The sequence below is a fragment of the Kitasatospora purpeofusca genome, from assembly GCF_036010405.1.
In the GTDB taxonomy this organism is placed as follows: Bacteria; Actinomycetota; Actinomycetes; order Streptomycetales; family Streptomycetaceae; genus Kitasatospora; species Kitasatospora purpeofusca.
The window spans coordinates 2195114-2208278 of record NZ_CP108561.1; the positions used below are offsets into that span (position 1 = coordinate 2195114).

Below are 13165 nucleotides of genomic sequence, written 5' to 3' on the forward strand. Positions count from 1 at the left end.
CCGGCGGCGGCCGGACGGACAGGCCTCACTGGAGCAGCGCCACCGCTTCGGCGAGGTCGGCAAACGCGCGCTCGAAGGAGCGTGCCGCGACGAGGAACATCGACCGGTCGGTGAGCGCCCGGGCGAGGCGTGCGGGGTCGTCGGGCAGACGCCGGGCGAGCGTCACGCCCTCGTCGAAGCAGGGCACCAACCGCTCCTCGAACAGGTAGTGGTGGTCGCCGTCGCGGACGACCGCGCGGATGCCGATCCTGCGCCGGACGGCGGCATCGGTGACTCCGGGCCCGCAGCGGGTTCGGCCGCCCGCCCCGACAGGACGAAAAGCGTCTTCCACCACTCCAGGAGGCTGCTCGACTTCCTCGGCTCGCCCGTGGTTGCGAGTCCCTCCAGGACCTCAAGGGCCTCCCGCCGGGCGGCCGCGGCACTCGCCCCGTCCCCCACGGTCTCCCGCATCCGGGCGAAGTGCACCAGCTCCCAGACGAGAACCGGCAGGCCGGTGCCCTCCTCGACCGCCTCCCGCCGGGTCTCCGCCAGGAGCTCGCGGAAGACGCCCGACGCGGCGTCGTGCTGCCCGGCGCCCTCAAGGTTCGCCGCCCATGGCACCAGGTCCCAGAAGGACCGGTCCGGGCTCCGCTTCCGAGCGGCCACCTCGTTGAGCTGCGCGGCTTCCCCGAAGCGCCCCTCCTCGGCCAGCACGGTCGCCAGCCGCTCGCTGCGGCCGGCCTCGGCCAGCTCCTCGCAGACCGCGCGCCCTTCCGCCCTGCGCCCGAGGGCGAACAGCGAAGTCTGGTAGGCGTCCGAGGCCCGACGCAACCGCTCCGCCCGGCCCGGCTCCACGGCCTCCATCCTGCGGGCCGCCCGGTAGGCCTCTGCGGCCAGCTCGACCTTCACCTTCGGATCCCGACTCTGGTAACACAGCGTGAGCAGGGTGTCGACCAACTTCGGCCCGTACACCCTGGGACTCACCTCGGCCAGCACCCGGTACGCACCGACCAGGTCCTCCGGCCACAACCGCCCGGACCCCAGCAGCAACACTCGGGCCCGCAACACCGCATCGTGATCGATCGTCAACGCTTCCCCTGTCTCCGGATGACGGACGAAGGAGATTCTGAGCTGCGGGGAACGGACCGGACAAGCCTCCCGAACTGTGCTTTCCGCCCTACGAAAAGCGGCTCTGACCTGTCATGATGGACATGCTTTCACCCTGGGTCCGCGAACGGGCGGCCGCGCCGGACGCCTCTCCCGGACCACCCGTCGACAGTCGCGCTCCCGATCGGCCGACCGTCATGCAGCCGACTAGCGGCACACCGGTGCGGTGGACGAGGATGCAACACGTGGCCAACGAAACCGGCGAGATCGCACTGAGCACGCAGGACCTTCGTGAGGTCACCGGCTATGCCGCGCAGAGCGCCCAGGAAGTCCTGGGGATCTTCGAGAGAACACACCCCGCCGACTCGCGGCCTCGCCACGCGATCGATGCCGCATGGGCGTTCGCTCGGGGCGGCGAACGGGGGAAGGCACTGCGCGACACCGCGTGGGCGGCGCACAGGGCGGCCCGAGAAGCAGGCACCGCGACCGCAGTCGATGCGGCGCGAGCAGCGATGAACGCGGCAGCCGCCGCGTACCTGCATCCGCTGGCCGACGCCCACCAGGTGAAGCACATTCTCGGGGCAGCGGCCCACGCGGCGCGAGCGGTCGAACTTATGGCCGACGATGATCGCGAAGTTGGTGCTGAGTACATCGAGCAAGCTCGCCGACGCGCGGCGCCGGTCGTCGTCGCCGTGCTCAGGCGCTACCCCTCGGCACCTGCTGGTGGAGGGCGCGTCGGGGAACTGCTTCGCGATCTGGACGCGGCCCTCCGCAGCCGTTTCTGAAGGCCTTGTGGTGACGGGCGGCGAGCGATCATTCCAAGTGCCGAGGACCGCAACACACAACAACACCATCACTGTGGCGTGGGAAGTCGACGCCGTCGACTGCCCACTCCCACTCCTCGGTCACGGGCGCGACGTTGCCACGGCTGCCGCTCGGCGTTCCCGCAGGCGGGCGAGGCGGTGCTCCAATGCCGTGCGGCGGGAGGGCCACTCCGGTGCCGTGATCGAGAACATCGCCGAGTCCCGGAGCAGGCCCTCCTCGCCCGGGGCCCAGGAGGTGGACCAGTTGCGCAGCACACCCTCGAAGGTGGCGCCGGCCTTCGCGATGGCCGCGCGGGAACGGCCGTTGCGGGCATCGGTCTTGAGGTCGAGCCGGGAGACGCCCCAGCCCTCGAAGGCGTGCCGGAAGAGCAGGTACTTGGCCTCGGTGTTCAGTCCGCTGCCCTGGGCGGAGGCCGCGAGCCAGGTGAAGCCGACCTCGATCGCGAACAGCGTGCCGTCCGCCGGGTGGCGACGCGGGTCCAGGAAGGCCGTGGCCCCGACGGCCCGGCCCGTGGCGCGGTCCACCTGGGCGTACGGGACCACCCATCCGGTGTCGCGCCGCGCCAGTTGGGTGTCCACATAGGCGGTGAGGTCGCTCGCCGCCGGCACCCAGGTGAAGCCGTAGCCGGCCCGGTCCTCCGTCGCGGCGAGGGCCAGATCCGCCGCATGGGCATGCCCCAGCGGCTCCAGGCGGACGAACTCGCCCTCCAGCACGGGCCCTTCGAGCAGCGGCACCCCAACGGCGGAACCCACGGCTCCTCCTCGAAACGATCGACGACTACGGCCCCGGCAGCCTCCCAGGCCCCCACGACCCGGCGCACGTCATTTCCACCCACCGGACGGCCGCCGTCCACGGCCGCCCGACCGGGAAACCCCTCGCCCCCGGACTGCTCCGGCCCGTACCGTCGCGGGCATGAAGCTGCTCACGGTCAACATCGGCCGGCCCCGACCCAATCCGTGGAAGGGCCTCGACGCGACGGGCATCGACAAGCGGCCCGTCGACGAGCCGGTGTTCGTCGGCGCTCCCGGCCCCAAGGGCACCGGAGAGGTCGGTCTCGCCGGTGACCGGGTCTACGACGTGAAGCACCACGGAGGTCCCGACCAGGCCGTCTACGCCTACGCCCGGGAGGACCTCGACGCCTGGCAGGCGGAACTGGGCCGGCCGCTCGCGAACGGTGTGTTCGGCGAGAACCTCACCACCCTCGGCCTCGACGTCAACGGCGCGCTGATCGGCGAGCGCTGGCGCGTCGGGGAGAGCGTCCACCGCCGCACGGCCGGGCGGAGTTCCGGCGGGCCCGCGCCGTCACGATGAGGGCTCAGACGGGGGCGAGGCGGGTCCTCAGCAGGCAGAACTCATTGCCCTCCGGGTCGGCGAGCACGTGCCAACTCGCGTCCTCCGGCTGACCGACGTCGACCGGTACGGCTCCGGCGGCCAGCAGGCGTTCGAGTTCGGCGGCCTGGTCGCGGTCGGTGGGGTTGACGTCGATGTGCAGCCGGTTGTTCCCGGGCCTGGGCAGGTCGGTGCGGATGAGGAAGATCGTCGACTGCGGTCCGCCGAAGCCCTCGCGCGGGCCGATCTCGATGCAGCCCTCCGCCTCCCGGTCGAGCTCGACGAAGTCCAGGACCTCGCACCAGAACCGGGCCAGCAGCTCCGGGTCGTGGCATTCGAGCACGATCTCACTGATCCGGCACGCCATGGACAGAACCCACTCTCTCGGGACGAGGAAGCACCTTCCCGGGAACTTACCAGCCGGGCAGATCGGCGTCGATCGCATGGCCCGGACGGCTCCCGGGCACCGCGAGCGTGATAGCGTCGCCCTCCTCTCCGGTGGGCCGGACGAGGTCTCCCAGCAGGTGCCCCATGACCACCCCTGACCAGCAGCTCCGCACCGCTCTTGACGCGCTCGACGCCGTCTTCGCGGCGCTGCCCGAGCGCCCGATCACCGTCGGCGGCTGCACCTACTGCTACACCGACACCGATCTCGAAACCCTCGCGGGCCCCGCGCATCTGGTACCGGACGATCTGGTCTCCTCCGTCGCCACCGAAGCGACCGACCACTGGGACGACTTCGCCGCCCTCTACCACCGGACGACACCGCGGATCGTCCGCCTCCTGACCACCGGCCGACTGCACACCCACTACGGAATGATCGCCTCCCGGCTGCTCGCGGCCGGCTACCGGGGCTGGCCCCCGCCGGAGCGGCAGGCACTGGAGCGCGTCTGGGACGCCTGGTGGCGCTCGGCCCTGCACGAGTACCCGGGCACCGACCGGGCCGTCGAGGTGCTGGAGACGGTGGCCGTCTGCACCGGAAGCCTCTCACCGTGGCTGGCCGTCTGGACCGAAACCCGCACCGAGGCGGCGGAGCGCCACTTCGAGGACGCGCTCGACCACTGGCTCGCCGAGCGGGAGCTCGCGGACCTCCGGCTCGGCTTCCACCGCGAACTGCTCGCCGGACCGGAGCTGCTGACCTGGCTGCTCGCCCAGGATGAGGGCCGCATCGGCGCCGCCCAGCTCTTCGAGGTCGAACGCATCGCGTACAGCTGAGGCAGCGGAGGCAGCCGAGGGCCGCCGGGGCCGTCCGCCGGGTTAAGGTCCTCGCCATGGCTTCGGGGTCCGTTGAGCGGGAGGGCCCGGTCGCGCGACCGGGCGGGGTGTCGGTGGGCGATCTGGTGGCGGCGGTGCCGCGGCGCCTGATCGAGGAGGCCGTCGAGGCCTGTGGCCTGGACGGGCCGGCCCCGGACGGGGAACTCCCGCTGCACCTGACCGCCTGTCTGGTGATGGCGCTGTGCCTCTTCCCCGACGAGCCGGTCGAGGATGTCGCACGGACAGTCGTCGCGGAACTGTCCCGGCTCGACGGTGTCCCGGGCGTGACGGCGGGGCCGCTGACGGCGTCGGGGATCGGCCGGGCCCGGCGACGGCTGGGCCGGGACGTGCTGCGGGAGACGTTCTACCGGGTCGCGCAGCCGGTCGTCTCCCCCGGGGCCTGGCTCGGCGGTCGACGGCTGATGGCCGTCGAGGGGTTCGGCCTCGACGTGCCCGGCTCGGCCGGGAACGCGGCCGAGTTCGGCCCCGACACCGCCGGGCGGTCCCGCCCGGGCACCACCCCCGGGGCCCGGGTGGTGGCCGTCGTCGACTGCGGGTCGCGCACCGTCGTCGACGCCGAGGTCGGTCCGCGCCGCCCTGGCGAGGAGGCGATGACGGTCTCGCTGCTGGCCACGGCCAGCAGCGACTGGGTACTCCTCGGCGATCGGAGCCGGTACACCTTCGCGACCTTCGGCGCCGCGGCCCGGATCGGGGCCGCGACGTGCTGGCGGGTCCCGCCCCGGGTGCCGCTGCCGGTCCTGGAGGTACTGCGGGACGGCTCTTACCTGTCGGTGCTGGTCGATCCCGACCTGCCCGCGTGCGAGCGGGCGAAGTGCCTCCTGGAGGCGTGGTCCGGCGCGAAGCCCGACCCGGTCGCCGCCCATACGGTGCGGGTGATCGAGGACGGCGACGCGGACCGCCTCGTCACCACGTTCAGGGACCCGGAGGAAGTGACGGCCGCCGAGTTGGCGGACGCCCACCGTCAATGGCGGCGGCGGTCGGCCACGGACGGCGGGCCGTGCTCGGCCCTGCGCGGTCCGGGCGGGGTGCGGTCCGCCGATCCCGACCTGGTCCATCAGGAGATCTGGGCCCATCTGCTGGTCGAGTACGCCGTCGACTACACCAGCCGGGCCTGATGCCCCGTCCGCGCAGGGAGTCGGGCGGGCCGACTTCCTGCGCGGACGGCGGCGTCGCCCTCGGCGCGGGGTCTGCGGTCGGGGGGCCGCTGCGCCGGGGGCTCCCGCACGGCGCGGTGGGGCGTGCCGTGCGTGGACCGGTCGCCCGCGCGTGCCACGGGCCGGCGCGGCGCGGGAGGCAGGGGTACAAGCAGCGATGGGAAGCAGCGGCGGGAAGCAGGGGCGGGAAGCAGGGGCGGGATCCGGGAGTGGGAAGTCGACCGGGCCGACTTCCCGCTCCCGGGTCCCCTGAGCGGCGGCGTGCGGTCTCGCCCGCGGCGGTTCCGGGGCGGCTCCCCCGTAGCCGCCCCGTCGGATCAGGATGCCGCGCGGGCGGCGGACCGGGCTTGTAAAAATGCGCACTCCGGTCAGTGGTCCGGGCCGCCGTCGACGAACTCGATCGCGGTGGTGACCCGGCCGGCCAGGCGGTCGGCCGGTTCGGGGACCTGGGCGGCCCGGCGGGAGGCGAAGAACGCGGTCGGCGGGCAGCCCACCATGGCGCGGAACGAGTGCACCAGGTGCGCCTGGTCGTAGAAGCCGCAGTGGTCGGCGATCCTGGCCCCGCCCCAGCCGGGCCGCCGTTCGTAGGTCAGCAGGGCGCGCTGGAGGCGGAGGATGTCGGCGGCCTGCTTCGGCGCCAGGCCGAGGTGTTCGCGGAAGCGCTGCTCCAGCCGTCGGCGGCTCCAGCCCGTACTGTCCACCAGCGTGCGCACCGAAGCCTGCCCGTGCGAGGCGCGGAGCTGCTCCCAGGCCCAGCTCACCGAGGGGTCCCAGACCCGCCCTTCTGCGAACCGCGCGTCGAAGTAGGCGTCCAGCAGCGCGAACCGCCCCGACCAGGTCCTCGACTCGCGCAGCCGGTCCACGAGTTCGCGCGGGCCCCGACCGGGGAACGCCGACCCCGCCTCGATCCACCGGCCGTCCAGGTCGCCGAGCGCCGGGCCGAGGATGCGGTACGCGCCCTGGGGGGTGAGCGAGACGGCGAGGCCGTGCAGCCTGCCGCTGTGCTCGGCGATGGTGGCGGTGCGCCGCAGCCCGGCGAGGACGGAGCCGAAGGAGCCGCTGTCGGCTCCGGCGACGGCGTCGGTGAGACGCAGCGATCCGTCGAAGCCGACCGTCAACGTCACCACGTCGGTGGGCACTTCCAGGCGGCGGCGGGGCCGGTCCGAATCCAGCCGGTAGCCCCGGTAGCCGAGCACGTACTCGCGCAGTCTCGGCCGGGCCGCGCCGTACGCCATCTCGCACTCGCTGTCGACAAGGTCCAGTGTTCCGCTGCCGCGTTCCATGGGTGCTCCCGCATCGCAGAGACAAAGACTTGACGTGTCCACGATGCCATGGGGTCGGGGCGATGCGAACGCCGGGTGGCAGGCGGTTGACCGGATTCAACTCCAACGAGCGGTTTGGGCGTTCACACATCGGGATTCCCGGGACTCGCCCCCGATGATGCCTTGGGTGCTTCGCCAGCGAAGCACTCGCGTGAGCATATTGACGGACCGATTCCCGAACCGAGGAACGATGAAGCTCTTCCGCACCCTGCCCCTGGTGGCCTCCGCCGCCGTTCTGAGCACCATCTCCGTGGCCGCCCGGATCGAACCGGCCTCGGCCGCCGCCTCCTTCGTGGTCAGCGAGGCCCAGTTCAACAAGATGTTCCCGAACCGGAACGCCTTCTACACCTACGGCGGCCTGGTCGACTCCCTCGGCGCCCACCCGGCGTTCGCCAACACCGGGAACGACGCCACCAAGCGGCGCGAGGCGGCCGCGCTGCTCGCCAACGTCAGCCACGAGACCGGCGGACTCAAGTACGTCGTCGAGCAGAACACCGCCAACTACCCCCACTACTGCGACACTTCGCAGCCCTATGGCTGTCCGGCCGGGCAGTCCGCGTACTACGGGCGCGGCCCGCTCCAGCTGAGCTGGAACTTCAACTACAAGGCGGCCGGCGACGCCCTGCACATCGACCTGCTGCGCGACCCGTACCAGGTGGAGCGGAACTCCGCCGTCGCCTGGAAGACCGCGCTCTGGTTCTGGAACACGCAGAGCGGCGCCGGTCGGTCGACCCCGCACGACGCCATCGTCAACAACAAGGGCTTCGGCGAGACCATCCGCAGCATCAACGGCGCACTGGAGTGCGACGGCAGGAACCCGGACGAGCGCAACGACCGCGTCAGCCTCTTCCGCAACTTCACCGGCGTCCTCGGCACCGACGTCGGCGGCGGCAACATCTCCTGCTGAACCGGCGGCTCGCCGAGCCACCGAGTCGGCAGGCCGCCGAGCCGGCGAACGGCTGAAGCGTGGGGGCCGGCGCCGTCGGCCCCCACGCACCGCACCGAGGCGAGCGGGCCACTTGACCCGCACCTCGACTTAGGTAAGCCTAACCTTATGTCAGATGACTCCCCCGTGCACGGCCTGAGTGGCGTGGCGATGACCCTGCTCACCCCCCTCTACGGCCGCGCCCACGCGCAACGCCTGCTCCCCGGGAGTGAGTTCAGCGACCCGCAGGCCACCCGGGTGCTCCAGGAGACCGGCTTCCGCGAGTCCGAGGTGCTGACCGACCGCTCCAACGCCGTCGGATCGATCCACCGGGCCGTCGTCTTCGACGCCATCACCCGGCGCTTCGCCCACACCCACCCCACCGGGACCGTCCTGTCCGTCGGCATCGGCCTCTGCACCCGCGACCAGCGGCTCGCCGACACCGTGCCCGAGAGCGTCCGCCGGCTCGGCCTGGACGTCCCCGAGGTGGTGGAGCTGCGCGAGCGCCTCCTGCCCGACAGTCGGGCCCGGGTCCGCGCGGCCTCCCTCACCGCGCCGGAGTGGACCGACGTCGTGGAGGCCCGGCCCGGACCCGTCCTCGTCCTCGCGGAAGGGGTCCTGATGCACCTCGCCCCCGCCGAGGTCACCGGCTTCCTCGCCGACACCCGCCGCCACCTCGGCCCCGGCACCCGCCTCGCCGCCGACTTCTTCCACCCGTGGGTCGCCCTCAGCGGCGTCCACCCCATCTCCCGCGCCACCGGCGCCCGCTTCCGCTCCGGCGCCCGCAGCAGCACCGGCCTCGCCGCCCTCTCCCCCGGCTGGACGGCCACCGCCGAACACCCGGTCATGGAACGCATCGGGCCCGCCCAACGCACCGGCAAGTCCACCGGCGCCGACCTCCGCGCGGGGCGCCGCAGCTACGCCGTGAGCGCCCTGCTCGCGGCCGCCGACGAGGAGCAGCGGGCCGTGGTGGAGTCGGCGCTCGGCGACCCGCACTGCCCGGCCGCGACGGTCGAGCGGGTCCGCGAGCTGGCCCGGCGGCTGGGCGTGGACCGCAAGCTCCGGGCCGACATGCGCCGCTGCGCCGAGACGGCAGCCGCCGAGGCCGGGACCTGGCACCCGCACTGGCGCGAGGAGGCGGTGGCCTTCTTCGCGGGCCTCCCACTCGCGAACGTGGTCGCGGACGACTGAGCGTGGCCGGTGGACCGCCGAACGTGGTCGCGGACGGCTGAACAGGGAGCACCGGGGCCGGTCGGAGCGGTACGACGTGTACTTCGGATCCGTCCGGGCGCGAACTTGGCATGCGGTCGACGGGTGGACGATCCATCCGTCTTCGACCGGACCGGCTGCGCTGATTGTCCGTCAATTCGTCGGAGAATTGGCCGCGCTCGGAGCGAGTGGCCGCGAGCAGCGGCAACGGCCGGGGCGAACACTCCGGGCCCAGCACGGAAATGGCTTGCACCATCGGGGATTTCGACGGTGCGGAAAAGGGCCGCCCAAGTGGACGGTGTGCGATCTCCTCGTGGAACGGCGCCGTCAAACCGGCGCCTCGGGTGACCAAATCGTCACTCTTCGCAGTCACTTGAACCCCAGGGGACCGCCGAGACGGACCTCGCCCCGTTCACATGTCAACCACACATCCTTGAAGCGACATCCTCAACAGCCATTGTGGCTCCGCAGGCTCGGCCGGTAGAGTCCCGGTCCGCCGAGTACCGAACAAGTGCTCGCACGGCATTCTTTGGGGCGGGCATGACAAATAACCGCAACATCCACGGGGCCAGTTCCGACCTGATTGACGCGTTCACGGAAACCGTGCGCCGATATCCCGAACGACCGGCGATCGTCCACCACGGGGGCGCGCTGACTTACCGCCAACTCGACGAGTTGGTACGTACCTTGGCCCACCGCCTCGGTACCTCGCCCGGTGTGGTGGCCGTTCCGGCGACCCACACGCCGGACACCGTCGTCGCCCTGCTCGGCATCCTCGCGGCCGGTGGGGCGTACTGCCCGGTCGACCCGGCGTTCCCGCCGCAGCGGCAGCGGGACATGCTGGCCTCGGTCGGCTGCCGGACGGCGGTCGGCGGGGGGCTCGCGCAACCAGGCGTGCGCGTGGTCGAGTTACCTGGCACGACCACCGAACCGCGGGCCGGGACGCAGGTCGCGCCGGAGCGGACCGGGCCGGAGCGGCCGGCCTACCTGCTCTTCACCTCGGGTTCGACCGGGCAGCCGAAACCCGTGGTCACACCACGCCGGGCGATCTCCGCCGCGGTCGACTCGCTGCGCACCCTGTTCGGCCTCACCGCCGAGGACCGGGTGCTGCAGTTCGCCTCGCTGAACTGGGACACCTGCTTCGAGGAGATCCTCCCGACCCTCACCGGCGGCGCCGCGCTCGTCCTCGACCGCGACGCCCACTCCGGCTCGTTCCCGCGCTTCCTGCGCCTGGTGGAACGGGAGCGGATCGGCGTACTGGACCTGCCCACCGCGTTCTGGCACGAACTGGTCCTCCACCTCGCCGAGGAGCGCCTCGCGCTGCCCGAGTGCGTCCGGCTGCTGGTGATCGGCGGGGAGGCCGCCAATCCGGCCCGGCTCGCCGACTGGGCCGCCCTGGACACCGGGCGGGTCCGGCTGCTCAACACCTACGGGTCCACCGAGACCACGCTGATCACCCATGCCGTCGACCTGCACGGGCCGCTCGCGGCCGCGCGGGACCGGCCGTGGGCGGCCGGCGACCGGGTGCCGATCGGGCGCGCCCTGCCCCATGTGTACGAACGGATCAGCGAGCAGGGCGAGTTGCTGATCGGCGGGCCCGCCGTCGCGCTCGGCTACCTCGGCCTGCCGGAGGCCACCTCGGACCGTTTCGGCGAGGACGCCGAGGGCGTGCGCTGGTACCGCACCGGCGACCGGGTGGGTCGGGCGCCGGACAGCGTGCTGACCCACCAGGGGCGGCTGGACGGCGAGTTCAAGGTGCGCGGGATCCGGGTCGACCCGGCCGAGGTCGAGGCGCACCTCGCCGGACACCCGGGAGTGCACGCCGTCGCGGTCACGGGGGCGACCCTGGCCGGCCGGTCCGCGCTGGTCGCGTACGTCGTCCCGCGCGCCGCTGCGGCGGCCGGGACCCTGGGCGCCGAGCTCCGGACGTACCTGCGGGACCGGGTGCCCGGCCATCTGGTGCCCAGCCGGATCACCGTCGTGCCGGAGCTGGTGCTCACGGCGAGCGGCAAGGTCGACCGGGCCGGCTCGCACCGCCTCCACTCCGCGCGCGGCGCCGGCGCGGGAGCGGGCACGGGAGCGGGCACGGGCGCCCAACTGCCCGAACCCGCGCACCACTAGAACCGGAAGCCCGGACGCCCGCAACCGCGGCAACCCCGGCGACCCGAGTGCCAGAACCGCCGCCCGGCCCACCACGAGCCCGAGCCGCGCCCGTTCGTCGTACCCACCCGACGTACCACCCGTCGTACCTCCCGGGCCCACCCGTACGGCCCCCGCACCAGGTGCCCCACCGGCGCACCGCCCCCCGATCGTCAAAGGAGATGCTCGTTGAGCAGCGTAGACACCACCCCCGCCGACACGGACGGCCTGGTGACGATCTTCCGCCGCGTACTGGAGACGGACGACGTCGCGGCGGACTCGGACTTCTTCCTCCTCGGCGGTGACTCGCTCATCGCCACCCGCGTCCTGAGCGCGGTCGCCCGGACCTACGGCGTCGAGCTGTCCTTCGAGGACTTCGTGCTCGCGCCCACCCCGGCCGGTCTGGTCGAGCTGATCGCGACCGCGGGATGACCGGCCCCACGACGCCCGGCCCCACGACGCCCGGCCGCGCACGGGTCACCTCCGCCGTGGTGATCGGCGCCGGCCCGGCCGGTCTGACCGCCGCCGAGGGGCTGGCCGCGCGCGGGGTGGAGGTCACCGTGCTGGAGGCGCGCCCGCGGGTCGGCGGACGCACCCACGGGATCGAGGTCGCGCCCGGCGCCTGGATCGACGCTGGCGCCGCCTACCTCGGCGCCAAGCACACCGAACTCCTGGCGCTGATCAAGGACCTGGGCCTCGCCACCACGCCCACCACCATGCACGGCGCGAGCCGGTTCGCCCTCTCCCCCGCCGCCGGTACCACCGGCACGGACGGCGAACTCGCCACCCGGGACGGCCGGTTCCCGCCGCTCAACGCGGTAGCGCTCGGCGAGCTGTTCGACCGGCTCGCCGAACTCACCGCCCAGGTCGACCCGGAGGCGCCCTGGCTCACCCCGGACGCCGAGCGGCTGGACGCCCTCACCGCCGCCGAGTGGGCCGAGCAGGAGCTCGACCACCCGGACGCCCGGCTGTTCTTCCCGCTCTTCCTCGGCGAGATGATGGCCGCCGACCCGGCCGACGTCTCGGTCCTGCACATGGCCTTCTACCTGCGCTCGGGCGGCGGACTGCGCTATCTGAACGCCTTCGAGGGCGGTGCCCAGGAGGACCGGGTCGCCGGCGGCGCGCACCTGCTGTGCGAGCGGCTCGCCGCCCGGCTGACGGACCGGCGGCCCGGTTCGGTGCGGCTCGGCGAACCGGTGCGGTCCGTCGTCCAGGACGGCGAGGGCGTCACCGTGCACACCGAGGCCGGCGCGGTCTACCGGGCCGAGGTCGCGGTGGTGGCGCTGCCGCCGCTGCTCGCCGAGTCGCTCGACCTGCGGCCCGTCCGGCCGGCCCCGCGCGCGGGCGAGCGGACCGGACGCGGCTGCGCGGTCAAGGTCAACCTGGTGTACCCCTCGCCGGTCTGGCGCGAGCACGGGCTCTCCGGCTGGTCGGTCAACGCCCGGGGCCCGCTGCTCTCCACCGTGGACGACTCGCCGGCCGACGCGCCGGACGGGTCCCGGGTCGGCGTGCTCACCGGCTTCGTCACCGGCGCGGAGGCGCACCGCTACGCGGCCCTGGGGCCGGAGGAGCAGCGCGCGGCCGCCGTCGCGCAGGCCGCCTCGCTGTTCCCGATGCTGCCCGAGCCGATCGGCTTCCACCGCACCGACTGGGTGAACGAGCCGTACAGCAAGGGGTGTTACGCGGCCCTGTTCGGGCCCGGCGACTGGTCCCGGCTCGGCCCGGCGCTGACCGCGCCGCACGGCCGGGTGCACTGGGCCGGTACCGAGACCAGTACCGAGTTCTTCGGCCTGCTGGAGGGCGCGATCCGCTCCGGCCACCGGGTCGTCGCGGAGATCCTCGACGCCGAGGCCTGACCCCCGCTCCACCGAACCACGGCACCACCGAACCACGGCACCACC

General features: G+C 73.2%; 13 protein-coding genes and 1 pseudogene. 9 read left to right on the forward strand and 5 right to left on the reverse strand.

Translation table 11 applies throughout. The features are described 5' to 3' along the window. Nucleotides 1–25: 25 nt before the first annotated feature. Together OG715_RS09475 and OG715_RS09480 are read right to left on the reverse strand one after the other, a co-directional pair. The gene (locus tag OG715_RS09475) at nt 26–187 is read right to left on the reverse strand and encodes a hypothetical protein (protein WP_266275575.1); all 162 of its coding nucleotides are present in this window, start codon (nt 185–187) and stop codon (nt 26–28) included. Next, entirely contained in the window at nt 163–1044 is an 882-nt protein-coding gene (locus tag OG715_RS09480; RefSeq protein WP_266275573.1) for a hypothetical protein, read from the reverse strand. The genes OG715_RS09475 and OG715_RS09480 overlap by 25 nt, the downstream gene beginning before the upstream one ends. Before the next feature lie 278 nt (nt 1045–1322). Here OG715_RS09480 and OG715_RS09485 point away from each other — a divergent pair, with 278 nt between their 5' ends. Next, entirely contained in the window at nt 1323–1871 is a 549-nt protein-coding gene (locus OG715_RS09485; protein ID WP_407660959.1) for a putative immunity protein, read from the forward strand. 120 nt (nt 1872–1991) lie between these two features. Here the strand turns inward: OG715_RS09485 and OG715_RS09490 are convergent, their stop codons facing one another. Next, nucleotides 1992–2663 carry a GNAT family N-acetyltransferase gene (locus OG715_RS09490; RefSeq protein WP_266275569.1) on the reverse strand — a complete coding sequence of 224 codons (672 nt, stop codon included), beginning with the start codon at nt 2661–2663 and terminating at the stop codon, nt 1992–1994. A 160-nt stretch (nt 2664–2823) separates the two neighbouring features. Here OG715_RS09490 and OG715_RS09495 point away from each other — a divergent pair. After that, nucleotides 2824–3192: pseudogene (locus tag OG715_RS09495) on the forward strand (MOSC domain-containing protein); the annotation flags it as partial. A 34-nt stretch (nt 3193–3226) separates the two neighbouring features. Here the strand turns inward: OG715_RS09495 and OG715_RS09500 are convergent. Then, a complete protein-coding gene (locus OG715_RS09500) occupies nt 3227–3607 on the reverse strand; it encodes a VOC family protein (RefSeq protein ID WP_266275567.1) in 381 nt (126 codons plus the stop codon). Between the two features lie 164 nt (nt 3608–3771). On the opposite strand from OG715_RS09500, the gene OG715_RS09505 reads away from it, so the two are divergent. Continuing rightward, nucleotides 3772–4455: a hypothetical protein gene (locus tag OG715_RS09505; protein ID WP_266275566.1), complete on the forward strand. Its 684-nt coding sequence runs from the start codon at nt 3772–3774 to the stop codon at nt 4453–4455. 56 nt (nt 4456–4511) lie between these two features. Then, nucleotides 4512–5630: a transposase domain-containing protein gene (locus OG715_RS09510; RefSeq protein ID WP_266275565.1), complete on the forward strand. Its 1119-nt coding sequence runs from the start codon at nt 4512–4514 to the stop codon at nt 5628–5630. A gap of 407 nt (nt 5631–6037) precedes the next feature. Here OG715_RS09510 and OG715_RS09515 read toward each other — a convergent pair whose 3' ends face one another. Continuing rightward, nucleotides 6038–6952: a helix-turn-helix domain-containing protein gene (locus OG715_RS09515; RefSeq protein WP_266275563.1), complete on the reverse strand. Its 915-nt coding sequence runs from the start codon at nt 6950–6952 to the stop codon at nt 6038–6040. 229 nt (nt 6953–7181) lie between these two features. Here OG715_RS09515 and OG715_RS09520 point away from each other — a divergent pair, with 229 nt between their 5' ends. The 5 genes from OG715_RS09520 to OG715_RS09540 all read left to right on the forward strand — a co-directional run bounded on the left by OG715_RS09520 (nt 7182) and on the right by OG715_RS09540 (nt 13120). Further along, a complete protein-coding gene (locus OG715_RS09520; protein WP_266275561.1) occupies nt 7182–7898 on the forward strand; it encodes a chitinase in 717 nt (238 codons plus the stop codon). A gap of 147 nt (nt 7899–8045) precedes the next feature. Then, nucleotides 8046–9107, forward strand: a complete 1062-nt coding sequence (locus OG715_RS09525) for a class I SAM-dependent methyltransferase (RefSeq protein WP_266275559.1) — start codon at nt 8046–8048, stop codon at nt 9105–9107. Between the two features lie 621 nt (nt 9108–9728). Next, complete coding sequence (locus tag OG715_RS09530; RefSeq protein ID WP_266275557.1) at nt 9729–11246, forward strand: amino acid adenylation domain-containing protein; 1518 nt, start codon at nt 9729–9731, stop codon at nt 11244–11246. A gap of 207 nt (nt 11247–11453) precedes the next feature. Further along, the gene (locus tag OG715_RS09535; protein WP_266275555.1) at nt 11454–11696 is read left to right on the forward strand and encodes an acyl carrier protein; all 243 of its coding nucleotides are present in this window, start codon (nt 11454–11456) and stop codon (nt 11694–11696) included. Next, complete coding sequence (locus OG715_RS09540; protein ID WP_266275553.1) at nt 11693–13120, forward strand: flavin monoamine oxidase family protein; 1428 nt, start codon at nt 11693–11695, stop codon at nt 13118–13120. Before OG715_RS09535 ends, OG715_RS09540 begins: the two co-directional genes overlap by 4 nt. Nucleotides 13121–13165 lie beyond the last annotated feature (45 nt).

Excerpts from the sequence above, each read along its gene's own strand:
- OG715_RS09485 (WP_407660959.1), top strand. The coding sequence starts at position 1,323 with ATGCAACACGTGGCCAACGAAACCGGCGAGATCGCACTGAGCACGCAG.
- OG715_RS09500 (WP_266275567.1), bottom strand. The coding sequence starts at position 3,607 with ATGGCGTGCCGGATCAGTGAGATCGTGCTCGAATGCCACGACCCGGAG.
- OG715_RS09505 (WP_266275566.1), top strand. The coding sequence starts at position 3,772 with ATGACCACCCCTGACCAGCAGCTCCGCACCGCTCTTGACGCGCTCGAC.
- OG715_RS09510 (WP_266275565.1), top strand. The coding sequence starts at position 4,512 with ATGGCTTCGGGGTCCGTTGAGCGGGAGGGCCCGGTCGCGCGACCGGGC.
- OG715_RS09515 (WP_266275563.1), bottom strand. The coding sequence starts at position 6,952 with ATGGAACGCGGCAGCGGAACACTGGACCTTGTCGACAGCGAGTGCGAG.
- OG715_RS09520 (WP_266275561.1), top strand. The coding sequence starts at position 7,182 with ATGAAGCTCTTCCGCACCCTGCCCCTGGTGGCCTCCGCCGCCGTTCTG.
- OG715_RS09525 (WP_266275559.1), top strand. The coding sequence starts at position 8,046 with ATGTCAGATGACTCCCCCGTGCACGGCCTGAGTGGCGTGGCGATGACC.
- OG715_RS09540 (WP_266275553.1), top strand. The coding sequence starts at position 11,693 with ATGACCGGCCCCACGACGCCCGGCCCCACGACGCCCGGCCGCGCACGG.